Annotated in this window: 13 protein-coding genes and 1 pseudogene; 7 read left to right on the forward strand and 7 right to left on the reverse strand. The window is 70.5% G+C overall.

Going from position 1 to position 15,415, the window contains the following annotated elements:
* Nucleotides 1–68: 68 nt before the first annotated feature.
* Complete coding sequence (locus ACFVV1_RS29130; RefSeq protein ID WP_389995094.1) at nt 69–224, forward strand: hypothetical protein; 156 nt, start codon at nt 69–71, stop codon at nt 222–224.
* Here the strand turns inward: ACFVV1_RS29130 and ACFVV1_RS29135 are convergent.
* The 6 genes from ACFVV1_RS29135 to ACFVV1_RS29160 all read right to left on the reverse strand — a co-directional run bounded on the left by ACFVV1_RS29135 (nt 202) and on the right by ACFVV1_RS29160 (nt 6,405).
* The gene (locus ACFVV1_RS29135) at nt 202–1,638 is read right to left on the reverse strand and encodes a lipase maturation factor family protein (RefSeq protein ID WP_389995097.1); all 1,437 of its coding nucleotides are present in this window, start codon (nt 1,636–1,638) and stop codon (nt 202–204) included. The genes ACFVV1_RS29130 and ACFVV1_RS29135 overlap by 23 nt on opposite strands.
* Nucleotides 1,639–1,675: 37 nt before the next feature.
* A complete protein-coding gene (locus ACFVV1_RS29140) occupies nt 1,676–2,200 on the reverse strand; it encodes a DUF1990 family protein (protein ID WP_389995100.1) in 525 nt (174 codons plus the stop codon).
* The gene (locus ACFVV1_RS29145) at nt 2,197–3,051 is read right to left on the reverse strand and encodes a YndJ family protein (RefSeq protein ID WP_389995102.1); all 855 of its coding nucleotides are present in this window, start codon (nt 3,049–3,051) and stop codon (nt 2,197–2,199) included. Before ACFVV1_RS29145 ends, ACFVV1_RS29140 begins: the two co-directional genes overlap by 4 nt.
* 188 nt (nt 3,052–3,239) lie before the next feature.
* On the reverse strand, nt 3,240–4,304 hold the full coding sequence (locus tag ACFVV1_RS29150) for a FecCD family ABC transporter permease (protein WP_389995105.1): 1,065 nt from the start codon (nt 4,302–4,304) through the stop codon (nt 3,240–3,242).
* On the reverse strand, nt 4,301–5,338 hold the full coding sequence (locus ACFVV1_RS29155; RefSeq protein WP_389995108.1) for a FecCD family ABC transporter permease: 1,038 nt from the start codon (nt 5,336–5,338) through the stop codon (nt 4,301–4,303). The genes ACFVV1_RS29150 and ACFVV1_RS29155 overlap by 4 nt, the downstream gene beginning before the upstream one ends.
* 17 nt (nt 5,339–5,355) lie before the next feature.
* A complete protein-coding gene (locus ACFVV1_RS29160) occupies nt 5,356–6,405 on the reverse strand; it encodes an iron-siderophore ABC transporter substrate-binding protein (RefSeq protein WP_389995111.1) in 1,050 nt (349 codons plus the stop codon).
* A 198-nt stretch (nt 6,406–6,603) separates the two neighbouring features.
* Here ACFVV1_RS29160 and ACFVV1_RS29165 point away from each other — a divergent pair.
* A pseudogene (locus tag ACFVV1_RS29165) lies at nt 6,604–7,658 on the forward strand (chitinase).
* Between the two features lie 96 nt (nt 7,659–7,754).
* Here ACFVV1_RS29165 and ACFVV1_RS29170 read toward each other — a convergent pair.
* On the reverse strand, nt 7,755–9,122 hold the full coding sequence (locus ACFVV1_RS29170; RefSeq protein WP_389995114.1) for an FAD-dependent oxidoreductase: 1,368 nt from the start codon (nt 9,120–9,122) through the stop codon (nt 7,755–7,757).
* A gap of 283 nt (nt 9,123–9,405) precedes the next feature.
* Here ACFVV1_RS29170 and ACFVV1_RS29175 point away from each other — a divergent pair, with 283 nt between their 5' ends.
* The 5 genes from ACFVV1_RS29175 to ACFVV1_RS29195 all read left to right on the forward strand — a co-directional run bounded on the left by ACFVV1_RS29175 (nt 9,406) and on the right by ACFVV1_RS29195 (nt 15,390).
* On the forward strand, nt 9,406–11,472 hold the full coding sequence (locus ACFVV1_RS29175) for a SpoIIE family protein phosphatase (RefSeq protein WP_389995117.1): 2,067 nt from the start codon (nt 9,406–9,408) through the stop codon (nt 11,470–11,472).
* Nucleotides 11,473–11,694: 222 nt separating this feature from the next.
* On the forward strand, nt 11,695–13,086 hold the full coding sequence (locus tag ACFVV1_RS29180) for a wax ester/triacylglycerol synthase family O-acyltransferase (protein ID WP_389995120.1): 1,392 nt from the start codon (nt 11,695–11,697) through the stop codon (nt 13,084–13,086).
* Nucleotides 13,087–13,231: 145 nt separating this feature from the next.
* Nucleotides 13,232–14,221, forward strand: coding sequence for an aldo/keto reductase (locus ACFVV1_RS29185; RefSeq protein ID WP_389995359.1), 990 nt, complete (start codon nt 13,232–13,234; stop codon nt 14,219–14,221).
* A 1-nt stretch (nt 14,222) separates the two neighbouring features.
* Nucleotides 14,223–14,534, forward strand: a complete 312-nt coding sequence (locus ACFVV1_RS29190; protein WP_389995123.1) for an L-rhamnose mutarotase — start codon at nt 14,223–14,225, stop codon at nt 14,532–14,534.
* A 1-nt stretch (nt 14,535) separates the two neighbouring features.
* Nucleotides 14,536–15,390, forward strand: a complete 855-nt coding sequence (locus ACFVV1_RS29195) for an amidohydrolase family protein (RefSeq protein WP_389995126.1) — start codon at nt 14,536–14,538, stop codon at nt 15,388–15,390.
* Nucleotides 15,391–15,415 lie beyond the last annotated feature (25 nt).

Raw genomic sequence — 15,415 nt, forward strand, 5'->3', positions numbered from 1 at the left:
ACCGTCCACTACGCCGACGGCACCACCTCGGCCCCGGTCCTCGGCAGACCCTCACCGTCGAGGCCCCCGTGCCGATCCGCAGCGATGACCGGGTCACCCTGCTCGGCCACGACCGGCCGCTAGGCCGGCGCACCACGGGCGGCTCGCTGGTGATCGACGTACCGGCGGCGGCCCGCAGGGCCGGACAGCACGCCTGGGTGTTCAAGGTCGCCTGGTCGGGCTGAGCCAGGCCGGGCCGAGCGAGACGGGAGGCATGAAGTCCCGCACGTAGGTGCGGTGCCACCAGCGTCCGGTGGCCCGCAGTTCGCGCCAGGTCGTGAACCGGTAGCGGTACACCCTGGCGCGGACATGCGTGGGCGGGGCCTCGGGGAACGGGTTGTGACGCAGCAGTCGCAGCGTGTCCCGGTCGTTCTCGAGCAGCCGTTCCACGAACTGGCCGAACCAGGGGCCCGCGTACGCGGGGGAGAGCGCCGCGAACCACATCAGCCAGTCGAGCCGCAGGTGGTACGGGGCGAACTGGCGGGGCAGCCGGCGCGGATCGCCGGGCTTGCCGCGGAAGCCGTACTCCCGCCAGACCGTGCCGTCGTGGAGCACCGGCTCGTCCGTGCCCTCGACCGCGACCTCCAGCCGGACCCGGCTGATGCTGCCGAACGCGCCGTAGGTGTTGACCAGATGCAGCGGGTCGAACGAGCGGTTCATCACCTGGCGGCTGGAGACCAGATTGCGCGCCGGGCGGTAGCTGAGGAACACCACCAGCGCGGTGACGGCGATGACGACGATCTCGTACCAGAGGGGCGGCGCGGACTGCGCCGGCGGTTCGGTGAACAGGGACCAGTCGACGGCGGACAGCGCGAGGGTGATCGTCACCCAGTTCAGCCAGGCGAAGTTCCCCGACAGGACCAGCCACAGCTGGGTGACGATCATCAGCCCCGCGGCCGCGCTCGCCACCGGTTGCGGGGTGAAGAGGAGCACCGGCACCAGGAGTTGGGTGACGTGGTTGGCCGCCACCTCGACCCGGTGGACGGGCTTCGGCAGCCGGTGGAAGAACCAGCTCAGCGGACCCGGCATCGGCTGGGTCTCGTGGTGGTAGTACAGACACGTCAGCTTGCGCCAGCACTCGTCGCCGCGGATCTTGATCATCCCGGCACCGAACTCCACCCGGAACAGCACCCAGCGCAACAGCCACAGCACCAGCACCGGCGGAGCCGTGTGCGCGTTACCGAGGAACACGGCGAGGAAGCCGGTCTCCAGCAGCAACGACTCCCAGCCGAAGCTGTACCAGGTCTGGCCGACCTGGACGATCGAGAGATAGAGCGCCCAGGGCAGCGCCCAGAGCAGCATCGCCGCCCAGAGCGGAACGTACGAGTCCACCCCCGTGAGCAGGGCGACGGCGAGCGCGCAGCCGGTCCAGGAGACGAACGCGAAGAAACGGTCGGAGTAGTGGAACCGGAAGAGGCCGGGCGCGCTGTGCCAGTCCGTGCGCCGCACGAAATCGGGCACGGGCAGCATGCCACGTTCACCGATCAGCGCCCGGAACTGGAGCACGGCGGTGAGAAAGGCGAAGAGATAGACGCCGGCGAGAGCCCGCTGGAAGATCAGCCGGCTGAGCCAGTACCCGTCTGCGGTGAACCAGTCCATCACTTCCAGTATCGGCCCGGCGGACCGGCTCAGCCCTTCAGACGGGCTCGTTCCGGCCTTCGGTGACGATGCGGCGCAGCGTGGTGCCGAGCCTACGGGCGTACCAGCGCTGGAGCACCGGTACGACGGGCCCCGCGAGGCGGGAGTACCAGGCGGCCGGCCGGCTGAACGCCATGACGGTGAACCACACCGTCCCGTCGTCCGCCAGCTCCACGACGAAGGACTCCTCGCCGCGTTCCGGGTGCCGGACCTCGGTCCCGTAGGCGAATCCGATGCGGTCGTCCTCGTAATCGGCCCAGACGACCCGGCAGGGCGCGGTGAACCGGAACGGGCCGACGCCCAGCGACACCCGTACGGAGACCCCGGCCCCGGCGCGGGCGGCCGACGCGCGGACCCGGGCCCCGCTGGTGCGATGCATGCGCCAGCCGGTGACCGCCGCGCCCGCCGTCTCCAGGTCGGCCCGGCCGCGCCCGACCCGGGTCCGGTGGTGGAGGTGGTGGTAGCCGTCGGGGAGCGGGCCGAGGCGGGTGGCTCCGACCTCGGGATAGGTGAGGGCGCTCATACGGTCCTGCCTTCGTGATCGGTGGGGTTCTGGAGCCTGTGCCAGGCGAGCACCGAGCAGAGTGCGAAGCCCAGTGCGTTGCCGAGGCCGTGGGTGGCGGCCATCCAGGTCAGTGTGGGGTGCGGGAGCCCGGTGGCCTCGCCGAGCGCCCAGCTCAGTGCGAGCACCATGGTGACCGCGAGCACGGCGGACGAGGTGGCGAGCAGCAGCCGGGTGATGCGGTCCTGTTGCCCGCCGCGGACCGAACGCCAGGTGAGGAGGGCGACGGTCCACATGCCCGCCGTCAGCACGACCGCTCCGGCCAGTTCGGCCCAGTCCCCGATGAAGTAGCCGATCAGGACGAGCAGGGTGCCCAGCGGCACGCTCAGCGCGGCGAACCTTCCCGCAGTGCTGTCGGCGACCCGGGAGACGAGTCCCGCGACCAGCGCGGCGGCGAATCCGGCGAAGTGGAAGTGCGGCACGGTCAGCGCGAGGATGCCGAGCCCGAAGCCGAAGAGCGGGTGCCCCGAGCGTTCGGCGACCAGTGCGGTGGCGGCGACCGGCGGGGTGACCAGGGCGGTGAGCAGGGCGATCTCGGCGGGTGCCACGGCGGGGATTCGGGACGCCGCGAGGTTGCGGAGCAGCCGCAGTGGGGCGTGCAGCGCGAGGAGTACGGCCCCGAGCGCGTAACAGGCCGCCAGGGCGGTGGCGGGCAGCCCGCGCGGCAGCCACAGGGCGACGGCGCCGGGCACCGCGAAGAGCGGCCACAGGCGCCGCATCCGGTCCAGCTCGGGAGCACCGGCCAGCCGCAGCCCCGCGGGGACCACCACCAGCATGCCCAGCATGACGATCAGATCGATCAGTACAGACATCGAGCCCCCGACTTGAACGTGTTCAAGTGTGTTCGGCGATGACTCTACGGCCTCTCTTGAACGCGTTCAAGAGAGGCCGCGGCAACGTGACCCGTACAGCCGGAGAGGACGACGCACGGTGCGTCCGCGAGGGCGTATACCTGGCGGCGTACAGGTGCTCCAGCGGCGGGTGACAGCCCCGTAGGGCCTCACAGGACTCCCCGGCGCCACTCCCGTACCAGCAGCCAGCCGAGGTACGCGCCCCCGATGGCCATCGTGCAGATGCCGACGGGCAGGTTGTCGAACAGCGGCAGTTGCTGGGCGCAGAGATCCGCGAGTACCAGCAGCAGCGAGCCGGTCAGCGTCGACAGCAGCAGGTGCGGGCCGGAGACCCGGGTGATCCGCTTGGCGATCTGCGGGGCCGTCAGCGAGATGAACGCGATGGGCCCGGCGACACCGACGGCGCCCGCCGAGAGCACGATCGCGAGCACGACGGCGATCGTCTTCGTGCCGCGGGGGCCGGACCCGAGCGCGCCCGCGATGTCGTCGCCCATCTCCCCGATGTCCAGCCGCCGGGCGAGCAGGGCGGTGAGCGGGGCGACGACCAGCAGCACCAGCCAGATCGTGCCGGCGTCGTCCCAGGACCGCGCCGAAAGGCTGCCGTTGACGTAGGCGCTGAGAACGGCGGCCCGGTCCCGCTCCATGGCGTAGACGACGTACTGGGTGACCGCCGCGCCGATCGCGGAGACCCCGATCCCGGCGATGACGAGCCGGGCCGGGTTACGGAATCCGGTACCGGTCGACACATGGACGAACAGCATGGCGAGGAGGGCCCCGAGCAGCGCGCCGAGCCCCACCGGCACCGTGTCCGGGAACATCAGGGCGACGATCGCGGCGCCCGCCCCCGCCCCGGCCCCCAGCCCGATCACATCCGGGCTGCCGAGCGGATTGCGGGTGACGGACTGGAACAGTGCCCCGGACAGACCGAGCGCCCCGCCGGTGCCCACGGCGACCGTCAGCCGCGGGCCGCGCAGCCGTTCCAGGACGAACGCGTCTCTGCCCTCGGCCCCGCCGGTCACCGCTCCGGCGAGATCGGCGAGCGGAATGCCCAGCCGCCCGAGCGACAGCGTGGCGACCGCGGCCACCACCAGCAGCACGAACAGGACGAGCGCCGTCAGCACCGACACCCGCCGGACCGGCACCGCCACGGTCCGGCCGATCGTCAGGAACCCCCTGGGCGATGCCGTGCGGAATCCGGCCTGATGCGACGTCATGCGGTGCCCCTCATCCTGCGTACGGCGATGAGCAGTGCGGGCGCGCCGATGAACGCGGTCACGACACCGACCATCAGTTCCTGCGGGCGCATGACCACCCGGCCCACCACATCCGCGAGGAGCAGCAGCGCGGGACCGGCCAACGCCGAGAAAAGGATCTGCATACGGAAGTCGACACCGACCAGGGCCCGCACCACATGCGGAACGGCCAGCCCGACGAAGGCGATCGGGCCGACGGCCGCCGTCGCCGCGGCGCTCAGCAGCGTGGCCGAGAGCAGCCCGCCCGCCCGTACCAGGGCCGGATTCGCCCCGAGGGACACCGCGGTCGAGTCACCGAGTGCGAGCGTATTGAGGCCCGGCCCCAGCAGGGCCGCGATCAGCAGACCGGCCACCGCGAACGGCAGGACCGACCAGAAGACGTCGAAGTCCCGGCCGCCGAGCGCGCCGACGACCCAGTACCGGTAGCTGTCGAAGACTTTCGGCCGGCTCAGCGTCACCGCCTGGATGAACGCCATCAGTACGGCGGAGAGCACCGCACCGGCGAGCACGAGCCGCACCAGACCACCGCCCGACCCCGCCGATCCGATCGCATGGACGAGCAGACCGGCGATCAGCGCACCGGGCAGCGCCCACCACATGGTGTCCGTACTGCCCGACGCTCCCAGGAAGGCCGTCGCGGCGACGATGCTCGCACAGGCGCCCGCGTTGATCCCGAGGAGACCGGGATCGGCCAGCGGATTACGGGTCACGCCCTGCATGAGCGTGCCCGCGACGGCCAGGCAGAGACCGGCGAGCACACCGAGCGCGGTCCGCGGGTAGCGGCTCTCGACGATGGTGGTGACATTCGGATCGGCGGTACCGGACAGGACGTGCAGCACATCGCCGAACGACGTGGTCCGGCTGCCGAACATGACGCTCGCGACCACGGCGAGCACGAGGACGACGACTGCGATGACGACGGAATACACCCGCCGAGCGGTGCCGGTCCCCGAGGTTCCGGCACCGCTCGGCGGTGCGTGCGTGGTGGTGGCCATGTGGGGGATGGTCGGCCTCAGCCCTTGTCGGCGGTCTTGACGGCCTTGTCGATCAACGGCAGGTAACGGTCGATCACCCACGGCACGGTGAGCGGGTTGATGATCGAGGAAGCCGTGACGAAGGAGTTGTCCTTGCTCGCGACCACGGCGCCGCTCTTGACCGCCGGAATCGCCGCGTAGAGCGGCTGCGCCTCGATCTCCTTGCGGGACTTGTCGTCGGTGTAGAACGTGAAGACGAGGTCGCTGTCCTTCAGCTTCTCGGCGTTCTCCAGCCCGATGAGCGCCGAGTCGGTGCCCTTGGTCTCCTTGAAGGTGTTCACCACCGGGTCGACGGTGAGACCGAGCGAGGAGACCATCTTGACGCGCTGCTCGTTCGGCTTGAACACGCCGAGGGTGCCGGGGCCGGTGTTGTAGATGTACGAGAACGTGTGCTTCTTGTAGTCCGGCCGGGTCGCCGCCGCGTCGGACAGCTGCTTCTGGATCTCCGAGATGAGGGTCTTCGCCTTGTCCGGCCGGCCCAGCGCCTTGGCGATGATGTCTATCTGCTCGTCCCAGTCCGTGCTCCACGCCAGATCGGGATAGGCGACCGTGGGGGCGATGTCCTTGAGGATGTCGTAATCCTTCTGCGTGATCCCGGACCACGGCGCGAGGATGACATCCGGCTCCAGCTCGGTGATGGCCTCGAAGTCGATGTCCTCGCCGCCGGTGAACTGGGTCGGCAGCTTGTCGCCCTTCTTCTTCACCGCTTCGTGGATCCAGGGCAGATAGCCCGACTTGTCGCTTCCCCACTCGTAACTCTCGATGCCCACCGGGGTGTGGCCGAGCGCGATGGCCGTCTCCGCCGACCCCTGGCCGAGGGTGACGACCCGTTCGGGCTGCTTCTTGATCTCCGCCGTGCCGAGCGCGCTCTTGATGGAGACGGGGAACGCTCCGCCGTTCTTCCCGGATGCGCCGGAGGTCTCCTTGCCGTCGTCGCTCGACGAACAACCACCGAGGACGAGAACGAACGCTGCGGCGGTGGCAGTTGCGGCGAGCGTCCGGCGACGCACGCGGGTGAACCGGGACATGGGTGTTCCTCATGGGTAGGTGGACGAAGCGGGCGAATCCCACGCGGAGCGCTGGGATTTAGGTAAGCCTAAGCTAAGCAGACTTCCACCTACAACCGGCCTCCGGGTGTCGATGTCCGTCTTCGGTTCGGATCACTGCGGAGATCGTCAGGGTCATGGCAATTGCCGCTTCGCTTCGTCCGGAAGGGGGAACGCAACATGATCGGTAGGGCATCGCGCCTGCTGGGGCTCGGCCTCGCGGCGGCGTGTGTCGTGCGGACGCTGGTCGGCGCGACGGCGAGCGCCGCGCAGGAGGACACGTGCGCGGTCAAGTCGAAGCCCCCGGGAAAGGTGTTCCAGGGGGACTGGGAGAACTGGGCCGCGCGTCCAACGGCGTGCACCCGCCGCTCGGTTGGATCCCGGTCACCGGCAGCCGCATCACGGGCCACGGCTACAACGTGATCAACGACGCCTTCCCCGTCACCCTCTCGGACGGCACCGTCTTGTGGGAGGGACGGGATGGACTCGACCGTGAAGGTCCCGACCCCGGCCGGGATGTGCGCGGCGAAGGACGCCGGACTCACCACCCTGATGTCCATCGGCGGCGCGACCGCCGGTATCGACCTCAGCTCCAGCGCCGTCGCCGACCGGTTCGTCGAGACGGTGGTCCCGATCCTGAAGAAGTACAACGTCGACGGCATCGGCATCGGCATCGAGACCGGTCTGACCGGCAGCGGCAACATCAGCGAGGCTATCGACCTCGCAGGCCGATCTCATCCGCATCATCGACGGTGTGCTCGCGCGGATGCCCTCGAACTTCGGTCTGACGATGGCCCCGGAGACGGCTTATGTCACCGGCGGGAGCATCACGTACGGCTCGATCTGGGGCGCCTGCCTGCCGATCGTGAAGAAGTACGCGGACAACGGCCGCCTGTGGTGGCTGAACACGCGGTACTACAACGGCAGCATGTACGGGTGCGCGGGCGACTCGTACTCCGCCGGCACGGTCGAAGGGTTCACCGCGCAGACGGACTGTCTCGACACGGGACTCGTCGTTCAGGGCACCACCATCAAGGTCCCCTACGACAAGCAGGTTCCGGGACTTCCGGCTCAACCCGGCGCCGGAGCGCGACTACATGACGACCGGTCAGGTCTCACAGGCATGGAACCACTACGGCAACATCGTCAAGGGTCTGATGGCCTGGCCCCTCAACCGGGACGGGTCGAAAGGGTGGACGTTCGGGGACAACGTCAGGGCGCTGCAGGGCCGTTGAGCGAAATCGCGGGTCGGGCAGCTCCGCCGAGGCGGACGGAGCTGCCCTCCGGCCGTACGGACCATCGGTCCGTACGGTCAGGAACGGTCCGCAACGTCAGGAACGGGGCTCGGAAGCGTCCAGCATGGCGTCGCGCTCCACGACCTTGATCCGCTCGCGCCCCTGCTCCGCGCCCAGCGCCCGCTCATGCGCGTCCAGGCGGTACCAGCCCTCGCGGGTGGCGCAACGGACGCCGCGCTCCTCCAGGAACGCGGTGACGGCCTCCGGCTCGGGCCGCTCCGGGGCCCGGAGCCGGCCCGTTGCGTGGTCCTCCAGGAGGCAGGCGACCGTCTCGTTGGCGTCGCCCTTGGTGTGGCCGATCAGACCGATCGGGCCGCGCTTGATCCACCCCGTGACGTACACCGAGGGCATGGGCTCCGCGCCGTCGACGACCCGCCCCGCGGCGTGCGGGACGGTGCCGGAGGCCACGTCGAACGGGAGCTTCGGGAGCTCCTGCGAGTAGTAGCCGACCGCGCGGTACACGCTCTGCACGTCCCAGTCGGTGAAGCGTCCGGTGCCCTTGACGCTCCCGGTGCCGTCCAGTTCGGTCCGCTCGGTGCGCAGGCCGACGACCCGGCCGTCCTCGCCGAGGATCTCCGCCGGGGACTCGAAGAAGTGCAGAAACAGCTTGTGCGGCCGGTCGCCCACGTCGCGGATGGCCCAGTTCTCCAGCGTGGAGGCGACCATGTTGGCCTGCTTGTTGCCGCGCCGGGTCTCGATCGAACCCTGGTCGTACTCGATGTCCTCGGGGTTGACGATGACCTCGATGTTCGGCGAGTGGTCCAGCTCCCGCAGCTCCATCGGGCTGAACTTGGCCTGCGCGGGACCGCGACGCCCGAAGACGTGCACTTCCAGTGCCTTGTTGGCCTTCAGGCCCTCGTGGACGTTCGCGGGTATTTCGGTCGGCAGCAGTTCGTCCGCCGTCTTGGCGAGCATGCGCGCCACGTCCAGGGCCACATTGCCCACCCCGAGCACGGCGACCTTCTCCGCCTCCAGGGGCCAGGTGCGCGCCACGTCGGGGTGTCCGTCGTACCAGGAGACGAAGTCGGCCGCACCGTGGGAGCCGTCCAGGCCGCTGCCGGGGATGTCGAGCGCGCGGTCCGCGTCGGCGCCGGTGGAGAAGATCACCGCGTCGTAGAAGGACCGCAGATCGTCCAGGTCGATGTCGGCGGGGTAGTCGACGTTGCCGAACAGCCGCAGCTGCGGCTTGTCGAGCACCTGGTGCAGTGCCTGGACGATGCCCTTGATCCGCGGGTGGTCGGGGGCCACTCCGTAACGGATCAGACCGAAGGGGGCAGGCATCCGCTCGAACAGGTCGATCGAAACCCCCGGGTCCTGTGCGGCCTCGGATTTCAGCAGCGCGTCCGCAGCGTAGATTCCGGCGGGGCCGGCTCCGACTATGGCGACGCGGACGGGGCGGGTCATGGAGTTGCAGGTCCTTAGAACGGGCTGACACGGGCGGTAGAACGGGCTGACGCGGGCGGTGCGGCGCAGGGTAGAAGTAAGGATGGGCTTACCGTGCTCCACGGGACACGGTAACCCGTTGCTGACCCGGACTCTCCGGGCGGGCGGCCCTCCGGGCGCTCCCGAACGGTGCTCCCGGGTGTCCGGCACGGGTCCGGGAACCGCCCCCGAACGCCTGGCGCCTGAATCCCACGGGTCCGGGGTTCGCTCGAAGATTCGGACAAATGATGGCAGAGTGACCCACATGGATGATCGGGTAGCGGGTGCCCTGTCACTCCCGGACGACTGGCCCGCCCACCCGGATCTCAGCCTCGCCCTGAACCGTATGGGCAGCTTCGACTGGGACCTCGACAGTGGCCTCATGCACATGGACCGTGCCGCACTCGAGGTGTTCGACCTGCGGGACGGGGAATTCGACAACCGGCCGGAGTCGATGGCGTCGCGGGTGCCGCCCGACGAGGGTGTCCGGCTCGACGCGATGGTCGCGCAGGCCCTCAAGGGCGGGCAGCGGAACTACGGCGCGTACTTCAGGATCCTGAGGCGCGACGGCACGCTGCGCTGGACCCACACCCAGGGCTTCATCCGGCGCGACGAGAGCGGCCGTCCCCATCGCATCATCGGTATCGTCCGCGACGCCACCCAGGAGCTGGCCGACTCGACGGCCCGCCGGGAACTGGACATGGAGCGGCAGCGCCGCACCAGTCTGGTGGAGGGCACCACGGCCGCACTCGCCCATGCGCGGACGGTCCGCGACGTCATCGAGGTGCTGAAGAACTCCCAGGGGCTGGCGCATCTCGGTGCTACCAGCCTGGTCGTCGGACTGATCGAGGCCGGACGCATCCATCTGGTGGCGGACGGCCCGGAGGGTTCGTTCGTCCCCGGTACGCGGTACACCCGTACGGACGAGGAGTACCCGATGAGCGAAGTCGTACGCACCCTGGCGCCCCGCTTCATCGACTCCGCCACGGACTTCGCCACCTCGTACCCGATTCTCTGGCCGCACATCAGCCACCTCGGCATCACATCCGCCGCGTATCTGCCGCTGATCGCCCAGGCCCGGCCCATAGGCGCCCTTGGGCTGCTCTACAACGACAAGGCGGGCTTCACCGGCGACGAACGCAATCTGCTCGTCGCGCTCGGCAGCTCCATCGCCCAGAGCCTGCAGCGGGCCATGCTGTACGAACAGGAGCACGATCTCGCCGAGGGCCTCCAGCAGGCCATGCTGCCGCGCCGGATCCCCGACGTGCCGGGGGCGCAGGTCGCCGTGCGGTACCGGTCGGCCCGGCTGGGCCGGGACATCGGGGGCGACTGGTACGACGTCATCCCGCTGCCCGGCGGCCGGGTCGGGGCCGTCATCGGGGATGTACAGGGCCATGACACGCACGCCGCGGCGGTCATGGGGCAGCTTCGTATCGTGCTGCGGGCCTACGCGGCCGAGGGGCACAGCCCTGCCACGGTGATGGCCCGCGCCTCCGTCTTCCTCCACGAACTGGACACCGACCGCTTCGCGACCTGCACCTACGCCGAGGTCGACCTGACGACCGGAGTGGTGCAGCTGGTCCGGGCCGGTCACGTCGATCCGCTGCTGCGCGACATCGACGGCGACTGCCACAGGCTGGTCGCGGAGGGCGGCCTGCCGCTGGGGCTCTCCGCCGAGTTCGGACGGCTCGAATATCCGGTCGGCACGGTCGAGCTGGACCCCGGTCAGGCGCTGGTGCTGTTCACCGACGGGCTGGTGGAGACGCCCGGTGTCGATCTCGACGAGGGCATCCAGCTGCTGACGTCCATGGTGCGCAACGGTCCGCAGGACCTGCAGAAGCTGGCCGACCGGCTCTGCGAAGAGGTCGACGAGCGCGGCGGCGAGGACGATGTGGCGGTCCTGCTGCTGGGCCGCAAGGTCGCTCACGCACCCCGGCCGGGCGGCAGGCTCCAGCAGCATGTCGCCCAGGGCGACCCGGAGGCGCTGAGCTCCGCGCGGCACATGATCCGGGCGGCGGCACGGGCCTGGGGTGCCAAGACGCGGGCCGACGAGGTCGAGCTGGCGGCCGACGAGCTGATCACCAATGCGCTGATGCACACCGACGGCGGGGCGATCGCCACGATCCGGGTGCTCACCGGGTCCGAGCGACGCCTGCGGGTCGATGTCGAGGACCGTTCCAGCGCGCTGCCCCGACGCCGGGACGCGGGGGAGGCCGGGGTCTCCGGGCGGGGGCTGATGCTGGTGGACCGGCTGGCGGACCTCTGGGGTGTGGAATCGCGGGGCGTCGGCAAGTGCGTGTGGTGTGAATTCGTCATTCCGGAAAGCGAATGACGCGAATGACGCGAATGGCCCGGATGGCCCGGATGGTGCGGATATCGCGGATGACGGAAATGCTGAGCACTGGCCCCCCAGGGGACGCCGCGTACGGGCCCGACAGATGCTGAGCACTACCCGACAGTAACAGAACGTAACATGTCTGTGCTTGACCGTAACCGACCGCAAGCGATTGACTGCCACTCCGTCAGTCCTGTCTTTCGATGACATGAGGATCCGTTGGGCACTGAGCTGCTGGCACCCCTCGACCTGGCCTTCTGGCACCTCGAATCCGATGCTCACCCCATGCACCTCGGTGCGCTCGCCGTCTTCTCCCCGGCCCCCGACCCGGCGCACGGCGCGAGCGCCGAGACCGTGCTGGAACTGCTGGGGACCCGCGCCGCCGCGATTCCACGGCTGCGGATGCGGGTCAGGGACGTACTGCTGCCGGTCGGGGGCGCGGCCTGGTTCGTGGACAAGGACTTCGACGTGCGGCGACATGTCGCGCGGGTGCGGCTGACCGAGGCGGAGTCGCGCGGCGGGGACGACGGATTCATGGCGGGCGCCACCCGGCTGGCGGGCGAGCTGATGGAACGGCCGCTCGAACGGGGCCTGCCGCCCTGGCAGATGTACGTGATCGGCGGCGCCGACGGCGGTCCCTTCGCCGTGCTCGTCAAGCTCCACCACGCCCTCGCCGACGGAATGCGCGCGGTCGCCATCGGCGCCGGGATCTTCGACGAGATCGCCTCCGCCGCCGGCCGCGCCCGCAGCGGCATCCCCACCCGCCGGGCGCGCGCGGTCCCGCCCCGCTCCTGGATGCCGGGCCCGCGCCAGGTCGCCGGCCTCGCGCTGGGCCGGATCGAGGACCTCGGGCGTGCCTTCGGAGTCGGTGCCTCCATGGTGCGGGCCAGCCGTCTCGATCTGCGCGGCGCGCCCGCGCTCACCGCGAGCTCCAGCGGCACCCGGCGGCTCGCCACCGCCGACCTGGACCTCGACGCGGTCCAGCGGATCCGCCGCGCCGCCGGAGGCACGACCAACGACGTCCTCCTCGCGGTCGTCGCCGGGGCCCTGCGCCGCTGGATGCTGGAGCGCGGAGAAGCACTGCCGGCCGAGGACCCGCGCGCCCTGGTGCCGGTCTCCCGCCGCAGACCGGGCCAGGCCGCCGCCTCCGGGAACAAGCTCTCCGCCTATCTGCTGGGACTCCCGGTCCGCGAACCCGACCCCTGCAAACGGCTCCGTACCGTCCGCACCGCCATGGACCGCAACAAGTCCGCGGGGCCCTTCCGCGGTGCCGGTGCGGTCGCCGTGCTCGCCGATCAACTGCCGTCGCTGGCCCACCGCTTCGGCGCGCCCATCGCCGGGAACGCGGCCCGGATGCTCTTCGACGTCCTGGTCACCAGCGTGCCCCTGCCGCGCTCGGCGCTCTCGCTCGGCGGCTGCCCGCTGCGCGCCGTCTACCCGATGGCGCCGCTGGCCCGCGGCCAGTCGCTGGCCATCGCCCTGTCCACGTACGGCGGCCGGGTGCGGGTCGGGCTGGTGGCCGACGGCAAGGCGCTGCCCGATCTGGAGCGGCTGGCGAGCTGCGCCCATGACGAGGTGGCGCACCTGCTCGAACTGCTGCCGACCGGCTGAACGGTCCGCACCGGATCGGCCATAGATCGGACAGGTCTCTGGAAAAGTGCCGCAGATCGTGATGCCGGAGGTGTTGACGTGCCCAAGTGATCCGATGAATATTCGCTGTGTGCAGGAAGTGATCACCGGGGAGGGCGACGGAAGCATGCGGCGCAACAGGCTGGGCAGCAGCACGGTCGAGGTCACCGAACTGTCCTTCGGAGCCGCCGCCATCGGCAATCTCTTCAGAGCCGTCGACCCCGCGCAGGTGGCGGCCGCAGTGGACGCCGCATGGGTCGAGGGCATCCGCTACTTCGACACCGCGCCGCACTATGGACTCGGCCTTTCCGAACGACGGCTCGGCGAGGCCCTGCGCGGCAGACCCCGCGACTCCTACGTGCTGTCCACCAAGGTGGGACGGGTGCTCGACCCGCTGCCCGCCGGCACCGCCTTCGAGAACATGTCCGACGGCCTCTCCGAGGGCTTCGCCGTGCCGGCCACGCACCGCCGCCGCTGGGACTTCAGCGCCGACGGCGTGCGCCGCAGCATCGAGGACAGCCTGGAACGGCTCGGACTCGACCGCGTCGACATCGCCTATCTGCACGACCCGGACGACCACGCGGAGGCCGCGTTCCACGAGGCCTACCCGGCACTGGAGAAGCTGCGCGCACAGGGCGTCATCGGCGCCATCGGTGCCGGGATGAACCAGACCGCCATGCTCACCCGCTTCCTGCGCGACACCGACGTCGACGTCGTGCTCTGCGCGGGCCGGTACACCCTCCTCGACCAGTCCGCCCTCATTGAGCTGCTGCCCGAGGCCGCCGCCCGCGGCCGCAGCGTCGTCGTCGGCGGGGTCTTCAACTCCGGGCTGCTCGCCGACCCGCGCCCCGGTGCCACGTACGACTACACGGCCGCGCCCCTGGCCCTCCTGGACCGGGCGCTGCGGATCAAGGCCGTCACCGAGGGCCACGGCATCCCGCTGCGGGCCGCCGCCCTCCACTACCCGCTCGCGCACCCGGCCGTCGCCGGAGTGCTCGTCGGTACCCGCTCCCCGGACGAGGTGCGCGACGCCGCCGCCCTGCTCCGCCGCGAGATCCCGGACGGGCTCTGGGACGACCTGCGCGCCGAGGGCCTGCTGACCGAGGACGGACACTGACATGAGAATCGCCCTGCACACCAAGGTCCGCGCCGACCGCATCGAGGAGTACGAGGCCGCGCACGGCGAAGTCCCCGCGGAGCTCACCACCGCGATCCGCGCGGCGGGCGCCACCTCCTGGACGATCTGGCGCAGCGGCACCGACCTCTTCCACGTCATCGACTGCGAGGACTACGCCGCACTCCTCGCCGAACTGGAGAAACTCCCGGTCAACGTCGCCTGGCAGGCCAGGATGGCCGAGCTGCTCGACGTCGCGCACGACTACTCCTCGGACGGTGCCGAAGCCGGTCTCCCCATCGCCTGGGAGCTGTGACATGAGCGGTCAGGAACGGATCGTCGACGCCCACCACCATGTGTGGGACCTGTCGGTACGCGACCAGGACTGGATCACCGGCGACGAACTCGCCCCGCTCCGACGCACCTTCACCCACGCCGACCTGGAGCCCGAGGCACGCGCCGCCGGGGTGTACGCCACCGTCCTCGTCCAGACCGTCACCGTCCTCGCGGAAACCCCCGAGTTCCTGGCCCTCGCCCACGGCAACGACTTCGTCGCGGGCGTCGTCGGCTGGTGCGACCTCACCGCCCCGGACATCGCCGACACCCTGGCCGCGCTGCGTGAACTCCCCGGCGGCGACCGGCTCGTCGGCATCCGCCACCAGGTCCAGGGCGAACCCGACCCCGCATGGCTGCTGCGCCCCGACGTCCGGCGCGGACTGGCCGCCGTCGCCGACGCGGGGCTCGTCTACGACCTCGTCGTCCAGGCCAGCCAACTGCCCGCCACCGTCCAGGCCGCCACCCTGCTGCCCGGGCTGACCTTCGTACTCGACCACGCCGGCAAGCCGCCCGTCGCCACCGGTGAACTGCACCCCTGGGCCGACGACCTGCGGGCCCTCGCCGCCCGCCCCAACACCGTGTGCAAACTCTCCGGCCTCGTCACCGAGGCCGATGTGCACTCCTGGACCGTGAGCGATCTGCGCCCCTACGCCGACACCGTCCTCGACGCCTTCGGGCCCGACCGGCTGATGTTCGGCTCGGACTGGCCGGTGTGCCGGCTCGCCGCCACGTACACGGAGGTCGTCGACACGGCACGCACCCTGACCGACGCCCTCACCGAGGACGAGCGGCACCGCGTCCTCGCCGCCACGGCCAAGCGCGTGTACGGCCTCTGACAGGCGTCCGGCCGACGCTTTTGGC

Origin of the sequence: Streptomyces sp. NPDC058092 (assembly GCF_042884935.1) — a bacterium.
Classification (GTDB): domain Bacteria; phylum Actinomycetota; class Actinomycetes; order Streptomycetales; family Streptomycetaceae; genus Streptomyces.